The organism is Flavobacterium sp. (assembly GCF_017744675.1).
Lineage (GTDB): Bacteria > Bacteroidota > Bacteroidia > Flavobacteriales > Flavobacteriaceae > Flavobacterium.
On the sequence record NZ_JAGIAV010000004.1, the window covers coordinates 53,322 to 72,341 of the forward strand.

Sequence of the window (19,020 nt, forward strand, 5' to 3'; positions counted from 1 at the left end):
AGTTATTTATGTTTAAAACACATGTTTTTAACAAAATTTCCAAACTAAAATGCCATAAAAAAAAGAGAGTATCATTTTTTTGATACTCTCTTGTATTGATTGTTAGTGATTTAGCATTATCTTCTTCCGTGACCATGTCCACGTCCACGATCATCGTCATGATCATCATGATCGTGGTGTTTATTGTGTTTTTCGTAATGTTTGTACTCTTTACGATCATAATAACGACGATCATTGTAACCGTAAACAGGTCTAGGTCTATAAGGTCTTTGTGGTTCACCGTGGTATCCTCTGTAATATTTAACTTTATGACGGTCAAAATAAGCATAAGGAGTTCTACCGTGGTAATCTGTTAAAACTACTTTGTAACCTCCATACAAATCGTAGTTTCTATATTGTCTTGGCAAGTAAGTTGCTCTTACCCATCCTCCTCCTCCGTAATAGATAAATTGAGCAGCACGAACATCGTAGTAAGCTTCAATATCTGGAAGATAATAATATTCCATATCAGAATATCCTACAGGTCCCCAAGCTGGAGGCGTACCTATATTTACATTAACCGATACTTGGGCTTGTGTGGCGTTTGCAACCAAAAGAAATAATCCGGCGATTGCTAATTTTATCGTTTTCATCTTTTTTTAATTTTATAATGTTAATCTTGAATAGGGATATTCATATACTGTGCCAAAAAATTAAAACAGATGCGTTTTGTCGGATAAAAATGCATTTCAACGAGTATGTAAAACCTTGCAAGGTGCTTAATCTATTGGTTTTTAACGTTTTGTTGGGTTTTGTATTTTTTTCAAAAAAAGTAAAAAAAATTATTTGTAATTGACCACTCTTGGCTTTGCAAGTTCAAAACTTTGAAGACCATAATCGGTAGTTTCAAAAGTATTTGTTTTGAAAACATTATCTCCTTGTTGCGGAATACTAGGATAATACGAAAGTGAAAGCTGGAATGAACTGAAAACCAAATAGTCATTGCTAATTAGCAATCCCACTGTCAGTTTGGAATAAGGTTTATTTTTTGTCATTGCTATTTCTGGACTTCCTAAAACCGCAATCGAGTAATTGAAAAACGGATTTAAACGAAAACCCAACAAGGCATGCGGAGAATAGGTCTGTGTCTGCAACGATAAAACAGCTTTGCTTGTGCCGTACAAGTAGGTATTAAAACCCGCCAATCCGTTTTTATTATTAATGTCTAATTGATCGCCAATAATATCATCTCGATTTATTCCGAGTACAACTTTTGGGTTTACGAATTGTCTAATTTTCCAATTTCCAACACTAAATAATTTGGTAAAATAATTGGATTCAAACAAAAACGAGGTTTGATAGGTTTTCGATTGATGAAAAAAAGTCCCTGCTTCAAAATTCATACTGAGAAAGCCCAATCGATAATAATTTCCAAAAGAAAATTGTGCTCCAACATAGGGCCTCCAAAACGTATTTTTATATTGATAACCAAAAGTGACACCATAAATCCGACCTATAGGGACATCTTCGGTCTGCCCGTTTCTAAAAATATAGCTGTCTTTTATAAATTTTCGAGTATTCAATCCAATTCCGCTCAGAATTAGCTTCTCAGAAGAATAAAAATGATTCGGATCATATAGTTCTGTAGGCGTTTCACTGTAATTGATATTCAAAAAACGAGCTGTTACTATTAAATTCGTAATCGCTTTATTTTGGTCTTCATACATTTTAAAAGCACGTCCGACCCACATATCTTGCGAGGTGTATTTTTTGGGCTGATAGGCAAATGTCGAATCTGGTGCTTGAAGCGTATCTTTTCTAAAACTTTCGTCAATATAGAATCCGCCAGCCCATTTTGTCAGAGGAGAGTAGAAATCTCGTTCAATATCTATACTTTTAATATAATTATTGTCTAAATCCATATTATAATGAAACACAGTTCCTATATATGTATTTTTAATATTAGGAACAGTATAGGTGACTTCATTACCATTTTGGCCATCACTAAAACGATTGGTAAAACGATATTCTAGCTGCTGGCCGCTTCCAAAGAAATCTTTTTCCTTAAAACCAACCGAAACTTGATTGCTCGAAATGGAAAACCTTGGAATGGTGCTCCAGGAATCTAAAACACGTATGGTAACATCTACAGAATCTGAAGCTTGACCTACGCTCTGATTCGAAATTCGAACTGCAGTAACATAACGCTGCGCACGAATCAAACGCTCAGACTCGAGCACCTTATAGGTATTATAAGGCGTATTTTTCTTAAAAAGCAAAAGATTGTAAATCGCTATTTTTTTTGTTTTCAAATGAAGCCTATTACCCATTCTTTCTCCCCAATTTTTAGGCTGTTGAGTAGTGTCGGCGACAGAATACCCAAAAGGATCTAAAGTAATAATATTGATTTTTCGAATAATTTTCCCTTCGTAGTTGGTCGAATCAATAGGAACAAGCAATTCGTCTTTTTTCTTTGGCTTTTTAGATCTGAAAAATAATTTATGCATGGCCTGCGTAAATTTATTCTTCTTAGAGTAATTTCTAATTTTGGTATAGATTTCCGTAGTGTCTTTTTGAGGTTTGGGTTCTTTCTTATTTTGATTTACCTGTGCATATCCGTTTTGCAAACAGAAGCACAGCAAAATAAGAAATAGTATTTTTTTATATAAAGACATTCGGTAGTTTTCTTCTAATAGTTTTAAGCTTTATGAATATAAGGAAATAATAAATGCTATGCTAGCATAACGCTTTTTTTAAGCTTCTGTTGTAATTTTTCTTTTTCTCCAGGCAAATTTTCTTGGAACATGATTTCCCATGAGATATCCCCAAGCAGAAAGCGAGTCAATTCGATCAAAAATAATTTTAAGAATGGCTAAAAGCGGAATCGCTAAAAACATTCCGGCTATACCAGCAGCAGCGCCTCCAACTATGATTCCCATAATAGAAACAAAAGCATTTATTTCTACTTTTGAATTGATAATTAAAGGCACAAGAAGGTTATTGTCAATAAACTGAACAATAATATTCACAATAAGTATTCCGAGAATTACTGAAATTTCACCAGATCCTGTTAGTGATGCGAGAACCGTAATAACTCCGGCAATAAAAATTCCGATATAAGGAATTAGATTCAGAATTCCTGTAATTAACCCGAGAAGAACAAAATATTTTACGTCGATTATCCATAAGCCCAAACTGGTCAATACCGAAACTACAATCATTTCAATTATTAAGCTTACAATGTAATTATTGATCGAAACTTTTATCTGAGACAGAATATCCTGTAAAACGTCGTGATTTTCTTGTTTGATTAATTTGGCAAAAAATAGTTTGAAATGTTCCTTATAAATCAAAAATAGAAAGGTGTAAACCACCATAATGGTGCTGTCTAAAAGAACATCACTAATAGAAACGATAAACGAACCCAATTTTGCCTGACCTGTTTTAACAGAATCTTTGGTAACCGAATCCAGATATTTCTTTTGTTCGCCTATACTGACTTGGAAATTTTCGCGGATAAATTTATGAATTTCAAGAATAAAGGAATTTGCATTTTTCTTTATCGTATCAAAATCATTTGCCATATAGGTGACTTGATAAGAAATAAAGACCAGAACGGCAGCAATGACGGAGATAAAAATGACAAGACAGATTATCGCTGCAAGATGCCTTGGAAATTTAAGTCTTTTGTTTAAAAAGGTAAAAATCGGAAGCAGTAAAACGGCAAAAAGGAATGCCATTAAAATTGGCGTAAGAATATCTTTTCCGATGCAAAAAATAAATGCAAAACAAATTAGAGTAACAAGAATAAAAGAAAGTTTTGCATAAAAGGGTAATGTTATGGGCCGAGTCATTTATATTTTTATTTAGCTGAATTTATATAACAAATATTACTCTTTATTTGTCTTTTTACGTTCCAGCTTTTTTTGCGCCCGTTATAAAATTCCCATTACAATTTAGTCGAAAAACTCGCGTTCTTCATACTTTGCAGGAATAATCGAAATTCCTTTTTGAAGCAACAAATTGTTTGGGAAAACAATTTTCTCTCCTTCTTTTGTTTTTAAACTTACGTGAAAGGTGTTAATGTCTTCAATTTCAGCTTCGATAGGGAAATCTTTGTCGTGTATTTTAATTGTATCTCCAATTCTAAAAGGAAATGAAAAGAATAAAACCATTCCAGAAGTAATATTGCTTAAAATAGACCATTGCGCAAACATGGCAACACCAATTACGGTTGCAATAGAAGAAATAGTAATAAAAATATCCTCGGTTTGAACGCCCCAGATTACGATTAAACTTGTTACCACAAGAATGTTCATCAAAATATTAATATACTTGATGACCAAATTGGTTCGGTGCTCAAATAATTGGCTTGTATAAGCAAATCGTCTTATTAATTTGGCGATTAATATTCGCAGTACAATCAAAATGGCAATAAGAACGATTGTTGCAATTATTTCACGGCTATACTCTTTAAAAGAAAACATAAATAAATTTTTACACTAATGTAGTCAAAAATTCATAAACTTTGGCTGTCGGAAGTCCCATAACATTGGTATAAGAACCTTCAACTTTTGCAACTGCCATAAAACCAAACCATTCCTGAATGCCATAGGCGCCAGCTTTGTCGTAAGGTTTGTAGTTTTCGATATAATATAAAATAGCTTCGTCAGACAAATCATTAAAAGTTACTTTGGTAATATCGTGCAAAAGGGTAGAAGAGTCTTTCGTTTTAAAACAAACTGAAGTAATGACGTCATGTGTTGTATTAGACATCGATTTAATCATTGCAAAAGCTTCCTCGGCACTTTTTGGTTTTCCTAAAGCTTTGTTCTGATGCCAAACAATAGTGTCGCTAGTAACCAAGATTTCATCTGCTGCCAATTCGCCCTCAAAAGCACTTGCCTTTAATTCTGCAAGATAATCTGTGATTTCAACAGCTTTTAATTCTGGAGGATAAATTTCTTCCACATCTTTTAAGCGAATTTCAAAATCAAGATCTAAATCCTTAAAAAATTGCTGTCTTCGAGGCGAACCCGAAGCTAAAATGATTTTATACTTTTTTAGTTTTTCTTTAAGCATTGTATTTGATATTTAAGGCGATAACCAAGATTGATAAAATCCCGAAGAATAAAATAAGTTTTAAAATGCTGCTCAAATGATGAAATTCTTTTTGCGATTTGGCACTAAATATTTTGACAATAAAATAAAGCAAAGGCGCCAATACAGTTGCAAAAGCATAAAATACCGAGATATAAAGCTTGTTTTGCATGAAATAAGTATTACAATAAAGCGCACACATAATAAAGGCAACAATGGCAAAACCTAAGGCGATTTTTGCTGCTCTATTTATTCCAATGGCAACAGGCAAAGTGTTCATTCCCATATTGTAATCGCCATTTACATCTTCGATATCTTTTACAATTTCGCGAATAAAATTAATCATAAAAGCAAATAAGGCATAATCGGTTAGAATAGAAAAAAGGCTTGCCATTTGCGCTTGATTTTCACCCGTAGTAGCAGGAAAAAGATCAAAAACACCAATAATTAACACGCTTGCAGCTAAAAGCAATGCGACTACAAAATTGCCCAAGATCATTATTTGTTTTAGGCTAGTTGCATAAAAATAAAGAAGCGAAGCAATTAAAATAAAAAGCGAAGCAAAAGTTGGTCTCATGATAATATTCGAAAGAATAAAACCAATTGCAACTCCCGAAATATTCAGCGCTATATAAATATTGTAGGCAGCGGTTTCCGTGATTCCTTTTCCAACCACAACATTATTTGGTTTGTTAATGCTATCGGTTCCTACATCATAAATGTTATTGATTACATAACCTGCAGCAGCCAATAAAACAGTACTTAAAACTAATAAACCGTATTGCCAGTCAGCCAATGCCAATGGAACTTGCTGTTGTTTTAAAAAAGCATAACGGAATAAGAGCTGCATAAAAGCAAGCATTAATAGGTTTTTGTAACGAATAAGTTTTAAGAATTTCATTTTTTTCTAAGGTTCTAAGGGGCTAAGATTCTAAGATGCTAAGTTTTTTTCAGTTAACAATTTATAATTAACAATTTACAATTAATTAATCATGTTTTCCGTTAAAATAATCCATCCATTTTCCTTGTACTTTCATTACTTGCTCGATAACGTCTCTTACGGCTCCGCGTCCGCCTTTTACATGCGAAATATAACGGCAAAGAGTTTTGATTTCTGGACTCGCATCTTGTGGACAAGTTGGAAGTCCGACTAATTTCATAACATGAAAATCTGGAATATCGTCTCCCATATATAATACATTTTCAGGTTTGATATTATGGGTTTCACAATAAGCTGTAAACGTTTTTACTTTATCAGGCGTGCCCAAATGAATGTCATTAACGCCTAGATTTTTCAGACGAATACGAACTCCTTCATTGCTTCCTCCAGAAATAATGCAAACATGATAACCGCTTTCAATAGCTGCTTTCATTGCATAACCATCACGTATATTCATTGTTCTTAACATTTCGCCTTCATTGGTTACAAAAACAGAACCGTCTGTAAGTACGCCGTCTACATCAAAAACAAATGTTGTGATGTCATTCATTATTTCTTTATAACTTTTTGCCATTATGCTGTATAGATTGTGTTAAAATTTTATAGATATTTTTTTTGTTTTCGTCTTGTAAAAAGGCCATGTGCGCATCGGTAGTAATAGAGTCGTGGCGAATTGCCGGACCTGTTTGTGCATCAATAGGATCGAGTGTATTGATTTTGTCTGCGGTTTCCTGAATTAAAGGTTTTAAAACAGCAAAAGGAACTTGATTTTCTTCACAAATTTCATGTCCCATTTGGTATAAATGATTCGTAAAATTGCTAACAAAAACAGCTGCCACATGCAGTGCTTTACGTTGTTCCGAACTTATAGAATAGACGGCAGTTGAAACACTTTTTGCTACGGTTTCCAAAAGCTTGAAATCGGCTGTATTTTCTGCTTCCAAGCAAAAAGGAATAACAGAATAGTCTAATTCTTTACTTTTAGAAAATGTCTGAAGCGGGTAAAAAACGCCACGTCTATTTTTTTGATTTAGAAGTTCTATTGAAGATGTTCCAGAAGTATGAACTACTAATTGATTATTAAAAGGAAGCTCATCTGAAACTTCTGTAATCGCATTGTCTGAAACTGAAATAATATGCAGATCAGCAGGTTCTAATGCCTTAAGATCGGTTACAATCTTTTCAGAATCAATTAAATGAAGTAGGGTTTCTTTCTTTCGTGAAAAAACCTGTTTAATTTCAACAATTTTGCTGGCAGAAAGAGCCTTTATCAAATGCTGCGCAACGTTGCCGGAACCAATTATTGTTATCTGAATCATGAAAGCAAAATTAGTATTATTTTTTTAATGAAAGAGTGTACTGGCCATTGATAATGCTTTTTTGAGGATTTTATTGCTTTGCTGTTTTTGTTAGAATTCTAACACATTTTTTAGAAAAGAGATAATTAAAAAATATCCTATCTGTTTTGTAAGTTTAAACTTTCTATATTATCAATTTGTTTGAAAAATAGTCCTTATTTTTGGTTTTTATTAACAAAAGCCAAAGCCTGCTAATCAACATTTTTAAGTACTTTTGTCGCACTTTTATACAATGTAATTCCTAAGAAATGGATAAAAAAATATTCTCTTTTTTGTTTTCTACACGATTAATGGCCGTTCTTTTTTTAACATTTGCAATTGCAATGGGTGTTGGAACTTTTATCGAAAGTAAATACAATACCGATACGGCTAGAATACTAATTTACAATACTTGGTGGTTTGAGGCAATTATGGCCATCTTTATGATTAATTTCTTCGGAAATATTAAAAGATACCAACTGCATAAAAAAGAAAAATGGGCAACACTTTTACTACACCTTGCCTTTGTTTTTATCATTTTAGGAGCTTTTATTACAAGATATATCAGTTACGAAGGAATGATGCCAATTCGCGAAGGCGCGGCAGAAAACCAAGTGTATTCAGATAAAACTTTCTTGACTGTTTTTGTTGATGGCGAATATAAAGGCGAAATGAAAAGAAGGGTTTTCGAGAAAAGCCTTTTACTTTCTCCTGCTACCGATAATGATTTCAGCATTTCAGGAAAATTTGACGAAACTCCTTTTGAAGTTACCTATTCAAACTACATCATGGGAGCCAAAGAAGTAGTTAAACCAGACCCAAGCGGCACTTTATATTTAAAATTAGTTGAAGCTGGAGCGGGCGGAAGAGAAGAACATTACTTGAAAGAAGGTGAAGTTCAGAATATTCATAATGTGTTATTTGCTTTAAACAAACAGACAGATGGTGCAATTAACATCAACACAACTGGAAAAGAATATACGATTCAGACGCCTTTTGAAGGTGAATTTATGCGAATGGCAGATCAGTTTAAAGGAAAAGTTACTAAAGATAATGTACAGCCTTTAATGATGCGTTCGTTATACAGCATTGGAGATATTAGAATTGTATTTCCAGATCCGCCAATGAAAGGAAAAGTAGCATATGAATCTAATAATGACTATAAAGCAAAATCTCATAAAGATGCTTTGGTTGTAAAAGTAAAAGCCGAAGGACAGGAGAAAGAAGTAATGGTTTTTGGTAATAAAGGCCAAGTTGGAGAAGCTAAAACAGTTAAAATTGGTAATATCGAGTATTCTTTATTCTATGGAAGTAAAGCTTATGTTTTGCCATTTAAAATTCGTTTAAATGATTTTATCGCTGATAAATATCCTGGATCAGAAAAAAGTTATTCAGCTTTTAAAAGTAAAGTAACCGTTCAAGATTCTACAGAAACGTTTGATGCAGATATTTTTATGAACCATGTTTTAGATTACAAAGGATACCGTTTCTTTCAATCTTCATTTGATCCAGACGAAAAAGGAACTGTTTTATCTGTAAATCATGACTTTTGGGGAACTAACATTACTTATTTAGGTTATTTTCTGTTATACATTGGTTTAATGGCAATTATGTTTACTAAACATTCTCGTTTTGGCGATTTGAAAAAGAAATTAGACGCCATTCAAAAGAAGAAAGAAAAACTAATTACAATTTTAGTTTTATTAATTGGGTTAAATGGTTTTGCTCAGCAAACGCCTCATGTTCATTCACACGATCACGCGCATTCTGCAGATCCAAATGATCATGCGAATCACGTTACAGCTCCACCAAGCAAGAAACAATTAGATTCTTTATTGACTATTTATAAAGTACCAGAAGCACACGCAGCCAAATTTGGCCGTTTGATTATTCAAGATGCAGGAGGTAGAATGAAGCCTATTAATACTTTTTCATCTGAATTACTTCGTAAAGTAAGCCATAGTGATACTTATAACGGGATGAATTCTGATCAGGTTTTCTTATCTATGACGCAATATGCTCAGGTTTGGATTCAGATTCCTTTGATTTATATCAAATCTGGAAATGACAGTATTCGTAAAATTATCGGAATTGATTCTAAAGATCAATATGCTCCGTTTGTAAAATTCTTTGATGAACAAGGAAATTATAAATTATCGCCTTATTTAGATGGAGCTTATAAAGCTGCAAATCCGAATAATTTTGAGAAAGATTTTGTTGAGACTGATAAAAAAGTAAACTTAATGGAATCGGCTTTGAGCGGAAGGATTTTGAAAATTTTCCCTGTTCCAAACGATATAAATAATAAATGGGTTTCTTATCTAGAGCGCGATAATGCTGGTTTTAAAGGAATGGATTCTACTTATGTGCAGCAAATCCTGCCATTGTACTTTAGTGCTTTAAACAATGGTTCTATTGAGAAAAACTTTAGTACTGCTGATAACTTAGTGGAAAGCATTAATGGTTTTCAGAAGAAATTTGGAGCAAAAGTAAGACCAAGCGAAGAAAAAATCGATGCTGAGATTGCTTATAACAAATACGATGTTTTCAAAGTATTGCCATATTGGTACATTACAGTAGCAATTTTGATGCTTATGTTTACGATTCTAAATATTTTCTTTGAGAAAAAATGGATTCGTATTACCGTAAATGTTTTCCATGTTTTGGTAGGTTTACTATTTGTGCTCCATACCTTAGGATTAATTGCGCGTTGGTATATTTCTGGTCACGCGCCATGGAGTAACGCTTACGAATCTATCGTTTATGTTGCTTGGTCGACGATGTTTTTCGGATTGGCTTTTGATAGAAAATCAAAACTTACTGTAGCTTCATCAGCATTCGTTACAGCAATGATTTTAATGGCAGCTTACATGAACTGGATCGATCCAGAAATTGCAAATCTTCAGCCAGTTCTTAATTCATATTGGTTAATGATTCACGTTGCCGTAATTGTAGCAAGTTATGGTCCAACTGCTTTAGGAATGATTTTAGGTTTTGTTGCTTTAATCTTGATTTTCTTTACGAATGATAAAAACAAAGCCAAAATGGACTTACATATTAAAGAAGTAAGTTACATTAATGAAATGGCTTTGACAATTGGTCTTATTATGTTGACTATTGGAAACTTCCTAGGAGGGCAATGGGCAAACGAAAGTTGGGGACGCTACTGGGGATGGGATCCAAAAGAAACTTGGGCTTTAATTTCTATTATGGTGTATGCGTTTGTAATTCACGCTCGCTTTGTACCCGCTTTAAGAGGAAAATGGTTCTTTAACTTAATGAGTATGTATGCTTTTGTTTCGATCTTGTTTACCTATTATGGAGTAAACTTCCACTTAGTAGGTTTACACTCTTACGCAAGCGGAGAAGCGCATTCATTAAACTGGATTTACTATTGCTTGATTACAATTTCTATAATTGGAGCGGTAACATATCCAAAATATCGCAAGTACTATAAAACAAAAAAAGTAAAGAAATAATAATTCACAATAATTATTGATTCAAAACAGAAAGGGTTCAACACAATGTTGAACCCTTTTTTTATACAATTTGTTTATTTTTTATTCTGGAAGTTTTCCTAAAATAGCAAGTATTATGACTGCAATTATAAAGTAACAGATTAAAAATATGATGTGGCTTAAGATACTAAAGAAAAAAGCCTTTGTTTTAGACATCTTATTAAAAAACTGAATATTTGTCCAAAAAATCAATACAAGCCCAATAATATAAGCCACAGTCGAAAATTTTTGAATGTGAGGTGTACCATTTAAATAAAAAAGCACTGGAAATGTTAGAATCTGAACAAAAAGGCGTTGGGATGCTTTAAATGTATTTAATATAAAAAGCTCAAAATAATTATAACCTTGCTTTCTAAAAACGACATAAGTTCCGATCGTGTAAATCGGAATAGCTGCAATGGTAGTCCAAGAATAATGAGTTGCCATCCATTCGTTAAACTCATTATAATCTATTAATTCATTATCTGCTTTAGGAAACATGTTGATATGAAAGAAATGATATAAAACGCCATACAGCGCCGCCAAAACAACGACCAATGATAACGGTTTAAAATGGCGGACTCTTTTTCCTTCAATAAATTCACGTACAGAATCTCCAGGTCTGGTAAATAATTGTTTTAAGGAGAATAAAATACCTTTATCAAAATGCAACAAGCCATGCTGGATATCATGCCACAAAAAATGAGCATTTATTTTATGCGTCTCCGCAGACTGGCCACAGTTGTTGCAATAATGCCCCTTAAAAATCTGATGGCAGTTTTTACACATTATCTCCATTTTTAAAATCGAATTAAAGATTAGTATTTTGTTGATTTTTTCTAAAACCGTTTGGATACATTATTGCAAACAAAACCACTATCAAAAGGAAATTGTATTCAACGCCATTTCTTCCGCCACCAACCACAAACCAGCCTTCTTTAAAATGAACTAAAATAATTCCCATGATGAGAATAAAAATGGTTACAAATCCAGCTAATTTTACGTATTTGTTACTGATAAGAAGAATTGCGGCAGCAACATGAGATAATTTGATGCTCCAAGCCAGAAAAACACCAAAAGGAGCAAAACCGATTTGGTTTAAAAATAAATTTCCAAAATCATTAATACCATTATTAAACATTCCAAATACGGAATGAGTGAGCAGAATTATGGCGACTGCTATTCTTAAAAGAAAGGTTCCGGACATGATTTGTTTTTGGATTTGTTAAATTAAAAGTAATAAAAAACGCATATTAAATCTAATATGCGTTTTCAATTTTTATGAAATATTAATTTTTAAACTTTTCCTAAAGTATAAAGCTGTGTCATAGTTGGAGTAGGGCTTCCGCCAGCTGGCTCTAACGTAATTCCGAATGCTTCTGCAGAATCGGTTTGGCTTACCGCGAAAATTTTCTGAGCATTTCCTTCAAAATTATCCAATAAACCAATACTTGTTGGCGTAAGAACGGGGCTTAATTTTAAAGACCAAACCTGATAAACCATTCCTTTTGGAGGAGTTGGCAAACCAGCCGCATCTATATAAGTCGTCTTAGTTTGTTGGTTCCAATATACTTTTGCAAAAGATGTTGGTGATACTGCTTGTCCACCAAGTGTAACTCCAGTATTCTTGATATCTCTTACAATTTTTAAATTTTTCTCCGTTTGCTTATTCTGCTGATCTAAAAAAGCATATTCTCTTTGAATTTTGTTTTTCTCATTTCCAACGGTAGAGATGGCCTCTTTGGTTTTTGTCAATTCTAAAGTTTGGTATCCTAAACCAAGCAATAAAAGAACTGCCGCTGCCCAGCCCACATATTGAGACCAGTTTGATGCTGGTTTCATGTCGACTACTTTGCCATGTTTAAGTTCAAGTCGAGCTTTAATTTTTTCAAAGTTTTCCACAGAATGGAAAGGAGAGAAGCTCGACGAAAGGGCAATTATAGCTTTTTCTATTGAAATAATTTCTTGATCTACCTCAGGATTGTTTTTTGCCAATTCGGCAATTTCCAAGTTTTCTTTTTCACTTAACAAGCCGTAAACGTACAGCTCTAAAATTCCTGATTCTATATATTCTTGTGCTTCCATTATATTTTCAAATAATTACGTAAATCGTTAATACAGTTTCTGTTTTGCGTTTTTATAGTTCCCAGCGGCAGAGCCAGTTCTTCTGACGCTTCTTGCTGAGTATATCCTTTAAAGAACAGTAAATTGATTATCTCAATACATTTAGGTTTCAGTTTTTTTACAAATTCCTGAATTCCAATCGCATCCAGTTTATGGCTCAATTTATTGCTCTCATCTAAGAGATTTACGAAATTATCTGATGAAAGGTTTTTTTGGCTGTTGTTATAATCTTTAGAACGAAGTTTATCGATAGAGGTGTTTCGTGCAATATTTAGAATCCAGGTATAAAATCGTCCTTTACTTTCATTATAAGAATCAATGTTTTTCCAGATTTTGACAAAAACATCCTGAAGCACATCTTCGGCTTCTTCGCGATTCTTTATTAGTACATGAATAACAGAAAATAAGCTTTTTGAATACATGTCGTACAAATGTGTAAAAGCTTTTTCATCCTTTTTGTAAATTAAAACCAGAAGTTCTTCTTGACTCATAGATTGGGATTTTTAAGTTTAAAGATTAGAAGTTAATGCATTCCTTATTAACTTTTTATAAAGTTAATTTATTTTTCTCTCATTTTTTATTTTTTTTTAACAGCCTAAAACCTAAGAAAATAAGGGGTAAGAAAAAAAGTGAGTTTTTTTTGTCTTTTTTTAAAACCAAAAACAATCCGATTACGTAAATGTATTTTAAAGGATCGAAAAGATCTGAAATACAGTTCTTAGAGAATTTTAAAAACTGTTGTTATTTAAATATTAAAAGACTTATGGATAGCAAAATAATAGTCAAGATATTAATAGTTGGATTAACAACAGTTTTGACACTAATTAGTTTTACTGAAAAAGATTTTTTGAAAGATGCTTTAGGAAGTACTATGAAATATGATAGTGAAAACACTAAATAGTTGATGTACTCGGACTTCCAAAAAGGAGATTTTTTTAAGATGTCACTCGATTATTTTAAGATTTAAGTTTACATCAATACAAGCCATTAAAAGATTTTTTGAAAAGACGTTTGACATGTGGGATTGAAGAGATTTTCAACATAACCGAGTCATCAACTATATTTTATAAAAGATTACATAATAATTAATTCATGGTTTGATTTGTTTGTATGGGGGGAAGCCTAACGTCTGATTAACGTTAGGCTTCATTTTTTATTTAACTTTTGATTGGCAAAAATTAAAGACTTAAAATAGTTTTTGTGAAATGTATTTTAGCTAATTTTATAAAAAATTAAACGATGAAAAAAATACTATTTATACTATTTGGAGCAGCTATTTTGTCGGCGACAGGATTAAATGCTCAAACCAGTACAAACAAATTATCTAAAAAAGATAAAGCCATGGCAAAAGAAACTATTTATCAATTTAAAGTAGAAGATTTATCAGGAGACACTTTTGACTTTGCTTCTTTAAAAGGCAAAAAAATAATGATTGTCAACACAGCTTCAAAATGTGGTTTAACACCTCAATACAAAGATTTAGAAGCGATTTACAAAGAATATAAAGATAAAGGTTTTGTAATTGTTGGTTTCCCAGCAAACAACTTTGCCTCACAAGAGCCAGGTACAGCTAAAGAAATCGAAACTTTCTGCCAGCAAAACTACGGTGTAACTTTTCCGATGATGAATAAAGTTTCTGTGAAAGGAAGTGACATGTGCGAGGTTTACAAATTCTTAACTGAAAAATCCAGAAACGGTTTGCAAGATTCTGAAGTAGAATGGAACTTTCAAAAATATCTAATCAATGAAAAAGGAGAATTAGTAAAAGTAATTAAACCAAAAACTTTACCAACAGATCCAGAAGTAATCAATTGGATTAAAAGCTAAAAAAATAAAAAAAAACTCAAATTTGAATATTCAAATTTGAGTTTTTTTTTAAGTTCCAAAGCTGCAAAGATACAAAGGGACAGAGTTTTAAATACTTTGCGAACTTTGCGTAATTCTTAGCGTTCTTTGCGGTTAAACTAAAATAAGCTGCATAAAAACCAAATCCAGCCAATGGTCAAATTTGTAGCCCACTTCACGAATTGTACCTGTAGCCACAAATCCGAATTTTTCATGAAAAGCAATGCTTCCTGCATTATCTGCATCAATGGCGCCAATCATCACGTGATAACCTTGTTCTTTGGCCAAACGAATTAATTCTGTGAGAAGTTTAGAGCCAATTCCTTTTCCTATAATACTATCAACCACATAAACCGAATGTTCTACAGTATATTGATAGCCTATTTTCTCTCTAAACTGACCATAACTTCCAAAACCAACCACTTCACCATCTAAATCGGCTACAATTACAGGAAGATTCTTGGCCATTTTATCCTCAAACCATTTAGTCTGAACTTCTAATGTCTGAGTTTCGTAACTATAGTTGGCAGTCGTATATAAAATAGAATGATTTACAATTTCAAGAATCTTTTGTAAATCGTTTGTCGTTGCAGGTCTTAAAATAATACTCATTAGTAATTTGTTGCAGTTTATTTGGTATTTAGTTCAGCTAATAAAGTGTCTGCTTCTTTGGAATTCCAATCCATTTCTTTTGCTATGGCTTTCGCATTTTTAGCATATTCCAAAGCTTTCTTTTTATTTTTTATTTTATTATAAAGTTTGGCTTCGAGCAAATTACCATCATATGAATCACTTAATTCTAAAGAACGATCTACCCAAAAAATAGCCTTTTTTAAGCTTTCAGCATCTTCAATATGTTTGAAATAGGTATTTCCAATATCTTTTAAGAAACTCGCATCATTCCAAACTAATTTCTGAGTGTCTTCAAGAGTAATTTTTTTATAAAAACTCCATTTTTCGGTTCTTTCAGCTAATGTTAAATCATATTTAAAGACCAAAGAATCGGTTTTTTGCAATCGAATCGATTTGGCAATTTCTCTTTGTTTGTAATAGTTTATAGTGTCTAAATTATCAACCAAAGGGCGAAGCAATTCATTTACAATACTTTCAATTTTGCGTTCAACACGACTTTGAGAGGCTACAGCTGCAAATTCTTTCTGATGATTTAAGACATATTGAAACTCTCTAGATTTAATATCGGTAACCCCATTGGCAATAACTCTCCAGTTCAATTCGCTAACCAGCTGTTTATCTGTTTGTGTATTCAGGTAAATATGCGTTGGTACAGATAATTCTGTTCTGTCTTTTCCTTTCCTCAAAGTATTCAAATAAATAAAAAATTTATCCGAATTGCTAGGATCGGCAAGAAACTGTTTTTCTAAATAAGGCAACTGCATTTTAGGATTTAAAACATTACTGAGCTCGTTCTGAAATTCAGGCTTTTTCATTTCGCCTTTTAAAGCATAAATTAAAGTTTCGTTACTGTCTATAAACAAAAAAGTAGGAAGTGATTTGGTATTAAATTTATCTTTTAAAGCAATACCTTCTCCTTTTTCAATATTCTTGTAAGTGCAGACAAAATTTTTATTCAAAAAATCGATTACAGCTGGATCACTTAAAACTTCTGCCTTCATTAAATTGCAATGCGGACACCAATCTGCATAAAGCATAACAAAAAGCGGTTTTCCTTCTTTTTTAGCATTTTCTAAAGCTGTTTTATAAGGAACATCAACAGGAACAAATTGATTCTGAGAAGTTATGCTTTGAAAAGTAAACGATAAAAAAAGTATAAATAAGAAACGCATATTGAGCTAGGCTTTATTAATTATTCGATTTTACAAATATATTCCCTTTTTTGAGAAAGAGCCTTAATATATTCCTAATTATAACATAAATCAAGTGCGAAGTTTGTAACTTTGTAAGCAAGATGAAGAAAAATCAAATAGAAGGATTTTCTTTAAAAATAGTAATACACGACCGGAATGATTTACCCCAAAATAGCGCTTGCACAAAGCATTATCGAAATTTTATCTGCCAAAGGCATTGTTAATATTATAATTTCTCCAGGATCTAGAAACGCACCGTTAACGATCGGATTTGCTCAAAACCCAAACTTTACCTGTTACAGTATTGCAGACGAGCGATGTGCCGCTTTTTTTGCTTTAGGAATTGCGCAGCAAACCAAACAGCCAACTGCAATTGTCTGTACTTCAGGATCAGCTTTATTGAATTATTATCCAGCTCTGGCAGAAGCATTTTATAGCCAGATTCCGTTAATTGTTATTTCTGCCGATCGTCCGCAGAGTAAAATCGATATTGGTGACGGACAAACTATTCGTCAGGAAAATGTTTTTGCTAATCATTCTGTTTTCAATGCTAATTTGACTGAAGAAGCATCAGAAGAAAACGATTTGAAAATCAATTTGGCAATTGAAACCGCTATTCTAAAAAAAGGTCCTGTTCACATCAACGCACCTTTTGAAGAACCTCTTTACGAGACAACAGAAGAACTTTCTGTAAAGTCTAAAATCACAAATCCAGAACCCGAAAAATATCCTAAAACGATAGAAAATAGTGAAGAGTTTGTTTCTGTATGGAATAATGCAAAGCGAAAATTGGTTTTGGTTGGAGTAAATGAAGCCAATAGCATTGACAAGGAAGTTATCGAAAAATTAGCTTCAGATCCGTCAGTTGTTGTGCTTACAGAAACGACTTCAAACCTTCATCATGAAAATTTCATCAATTCAATAGATACTTTAATTACTCCTTTTGATGATTTTGATTTTAAGCAATTTAATCCTGAAGTCTTAATTACTTTTGGCGGAATGGTGGTTTCAAAAAGAATCAAAGGTTTTTTACGAAAATACAAACCAAAACACCATTGGCATATTGATACTTTACGTGCTTATGATACGTTTGGCGCATTGACAAAACATTTTGAAATGCAGCCTAATGATTTCTTTAAAGACTTGCTTTCAAAAACAACTTTTGTAAAAAGCAATTATTTTAAGAACATCGATACGGTTTATAAAACAAGATTAGAGAGAAGAAAAGAATATTTGAGCCAAATAGGGTTTTCAGATTTCAAAGTTTTCGAGAAAGTAATCGAATCATTGCCTAAAAATACCTTGCTTCAAATCAGCAACAGTTCTGCAATTCGCTATGCACAATTAATTGATATAGATAATTCTATTGAAGTTTTTTGCAATCGAGGAACAAGTGGTATCGATGGAAGTACTTCTACCGCAATTGGTGCAGCGGTTGGAAACAAAAAACAAACCATTTGTGTTACTGGAGATATCGGTTTTTTATACGATAGCAATGCGCTATGGAATTCATACATTCCGAAAAACTTCAAGATTATTTTGATTAATAATGGAGGAGGAGGAATCTTTAGAATCCTGCCAGGACATCAGGAAAAACCTGTTTTTAACACCTATTTCGAAACGTCGCATAACCTGACAGCCGAACATTTGGCAAAAATGTACGGATTGAATTATTTCGCAGCTCATGATGAGCAGTCGTTAGAGAATGGTATAGCTTCTTTATATATCGCTAACGATGTTCCCGCTATTTTGGAAGTTTTCACGCCAACATATGAGAATGATCAAATCTTAAAACAGTATTTCAAATACTTGCATTGATTTTGAAAGAAAATATTTGTTAAATATTTTGATTAATTGCTTCTTTAACTATAGCTTTGGTGTATTATTCACCAATACATTTTATAGTTATGAGCAAAAGAGAAGAATTAATCAAAAAGTACACAGCCGATTTAAAAGAAAAATGTGGCATTACAGCCAATGCAGATTTATTGACAAAAGTTACAATTGCTTGTGGTCCGTCAATTTATAATGATGATGCTTCTACAGTAGCTTCTTCGCAGCCATCAGAATTGAATACCGTAAAAAACAACTTTCTAATCAAGAAATTAGGTTTGAAAGATGGTCCAGATTTAGACAAAGGAATTGATGCCGTTATGGAAAAATACGGAAAATCAAATAAACATAAATATAGAGCAGTAGTATATTATTTATTGACTGTACACTTTAAAAAAGAAAGCATCTTCAAATAATTTGAATTTGATGCAACTTAAAAATCCCTTTATAACATCTGATTATAAAGGGATTTTCTATTTTTTACCTACAAATTAAGTTTTGTTAAAATTAATTTCTTTCTACCGAGCCAAACTTCGTAC

The 19,020-nt window shown here is 32.7% G+C and carries 18 protein-coding genes; 4 read left to right on the plus strand and 14 right to left on the minus strand.

Going from position 1 to position 19,020, the window contains the following annotated elements; translation table 11 throughout:
* Window positions 1–116 precede the first annotated feature (116 nt).
* The 8 genes from J7574_RS10480 to J7574_RS10515 form a co-directional block, all read right to left on the minus strand.
* On the minus strand, window positions 117–632 hold the full coding sequence (locus J7574_RS10480) for a hypothetical protein (protein ID WP_290967824.1): 516 nt from the start codon (window positions 630–632) through the stop codon (window positions 117–119).
* Window positions 633–821: 189 nt separating this feature from the next.
* Window positions 822–2,654: a hypothetical protein gene (locus tag J7574_RS10485; RefSeq protein WP_290967826.1), complete on the minus strand. Its 1,833-nt coding sequence runs from the start codon at window positions 2,652–2,654 to the stop codon at window positions 822–824.
* A gap of 78 nt (window positions 2,655–2,732) precedes the next feature.
* Window positions 2,733–3,833 carry an AI-2E family transporter gene (locus J7574_RS10490; protein ID WP_290967827.1) on the minus strand — a complete coding sequence of 367 codons (1,101 nt, stop codon included), beginning with the start codon at window positions 3,831–3,833 and terminating at the stop codon, window positions 2,733–2,735.
* A gap of 102 nt (window positions 3,834–3,935) precedes the next feature.
* Complete coding sequence (locus tag J7574_RS10495; protein ID WP_290967830.1) at window positions 3,936–4,466, minus strand: mechanosensitive ion channel domain-containing protein; 531 nt, start codon at window positions 4,464–4,466, stop codon at window positions 3,936–3,938.
* A gap of 10 nt (window positions 4,467–4,476) precedes the next feature.
* On the minus strand, window positions 4,477–5,061 hold the full coding sequence (locus J7574_RS10500) for a Maf-like protein (protein ID WP_290967833.1): 585 nt from the start codon (window positions 5,059–5,061) through the stop codon (window positions 4,477–4,479).
* Window positions 5,054–5,980, minus strand: a complete 927-nt coding sequence (locus J7574_RS10505) for a geranylgeranylglycerol-phosphate geranylgeranyltransferase (RefSeq protein ID WP_290967835.1) — start codon at window positions 5,978–5,980, stop codon at window positions 5,054–5,056. The genes J7574_RS10500 and J7574_RS10505 overlap by 8 nt, the downstream gene beginning before the upstream one ends.
* A gap of 85 nt (window positions 5,981–6,065) precedes the next feature.
* Complete coding sequence (locus J7574_RS10510; protein WP_290967839.1) at window positions 6,066–6,593, minus strand: HAD family hydrolase; 528 nt, start codon at window positions 6,591–6,593, stop codon at window positions 6,066–6,068.
* Window positions 6,577–7,338 (minus strand): Rossmann-like and DUF2520 domain-containing protein, encoded by a 762-nt coding sequence (locus J7574_RS10515; RefSeq protein ID WP_290967842.1) that lies wholly within the window; start codon window positions 7,336–7,338, stop codon window positions 6,577–6,579. Before J7574_RS10515 ends, J7574_RS10510 begins: the two co-directional genes overlap by 17 nt.
* A gap of 287 nt (window positions 7,339–7,625) precedes the next feature.
* On the opposite strand from J7574_RS10515, the gene ccsA reads away from it, so the two are divergent.
* Window positions 7,626–10,835, plus strand: coding sequence for a cytochrome c biogenesis protein CcsA (ccsA, locus tag J7574_RS10520; RefSeq protein WP_290967844.1), 3,210 nt, complete (start codon window positions 7,626–7,628; stop codon window positions 10,833–10,835).
* 81 nt (window positions 10,836–10,916) lie between these two features.
* On the opposite strand, the gene J7574_RS10525 is transcribed toward ccsA, so the two are convergent.
* The 4 genes from J7574_RS10525 to J7574_RS10540 form a co-directional block, all read right to left on the minus strand.
* Window positions 10,917–11,642 carry a DUF3667 domain-containing protein gene (locus J7574_RS10525; RefSeq protein ID WP_290967846.1) on the minus strand — a complete coding sequence of 242 codons (726 nt, stop codon included), beginning with the start codon at window positions 11,640–11,642 and terminating at the stop codon, window positions 10,917–10,919.
* A 22-nt stretch (window positions 11,643–11,664) separates the two neighbouring features.
* Window positions 11,665–12,060 carry a DoxX family protein gene (locus tag J7574_RS10530; protein WP_290967848.1) on the minus strand — a complete coding sequence of 132 codons (396 nt, stop codon included), beginning with the start codon at window positions 12,058–12,060 and terminating at the stop codon, window positions 11,665–11,667.
* Window positions 12,061–12,149: 89 nt separating this feature from the next.
* Window positions 12,150–12,938, minus strand: a complete 789-nt coding sequence (locus J7574_RS10535) for an anti-sigma factor (protein WP_290967851.1) — start codon at window positions 12,936–12,938, stop codon at window positions 12,150–12,152.
* The gene (locus J7574_RS10540; RefSeq protein WP_111369022.1) at window positions 12,938–13,468 is read right to left on the minus strand and encodes a sigma-70 family RNA polymerase sigma factor; all 531 of its coding nucleotides are present in this window, start codon (window positions 13,466–13,468) and stop codon (window positions 12,938–12,940) included. Before J7574_RS10540 ends, J7574_RS10535 begins: the two co-directional genes overlap by 1 nt.
* A gap of 748 nt (window positions 13,469–14,216) precedes the next feature.
* Between J7574_RS10540 and J7574_RS10545 the strand changes: the two genes are divergently transcribed.
* Window positions 14,217–14,804 (plus strand): glutathione peroxidase, encoded by a 588-nt coding sequence (locus J7574_RS10545; protein ID WP_290967858.1) that lies wholly within the window; start codon window positions 14,217–14,219, stop codon window positions 14,802–14,804.
* A gap of 132 nt (window positions 14,805–14,936) precedes the next feature.
* On the opposite strand, the gene J7574_RS10550 is transcribed toward J7574_RS10545, so the two are convergent.
* Together J7574_RS10550 and J7574_RS10555 are read right to left on the minus strand one after the other, a co-directional pair.
* Window positions 14,937–15,434, minus strand: coding sequence for a GNAT family N-acetyltransferase (locus J7574_RS10550; protein WP_290967861.1), 498 nt, complete (start codon window positions 15,432–15,434; stop codon window positions 14,937–14,939).
* A 17-nt stretch (window positions 15,435–15,451) separates the two neighbouring features.
* On the minus strand, window positions 15,452–16,627 hold the full coding sequence (locus J7574_RS10555) for a thioredoxin fold domain-containing protein (protein WP_290967863.1): 1,176 nt from the start codon (window positions 16,625–16,627) through the stop codon (window positions 15,452–15,454).
* Between the two features lie 177 nt (window positions 16,628–16,804).
* Between J7574_RS10555 and menD the strand changes: the two genes are divergently transcribed.
* Both menD and J7574_RS10565 read left to right on the plus strand, forming a co-directional pair.
* Window positions 16,805–18,466 (plus strand): 2-succinyl-5-enolpyruvyl-6-hydroxy-3-cyclohexene-1-carboxylic-acid synthase, encoded by a 1,662-nt coding sequence (gene menD, locus J7574_RS10560; RefSeq protein ID WP_290967865.1) that lies wholly within the window; start codon window positions 16,805–16,807, stop codon window positions 18,464–18,466.
* Window positions 18,467–18,555: 89 nt separating this feature from the next.
* Window positions 18,556–18,897 (plus strand): DUF2853 family protein, encoded by a 342-nt coding sequence (locus J7574_RS10565; RefSeq protein WP_290967867.1) that lies wholly within the window; start codon window positions 18,556–18,558, stop codon window positions 18,895–18,897.
* Window positions 18,898–19,020: the final 123 nt, after the last annotated feature.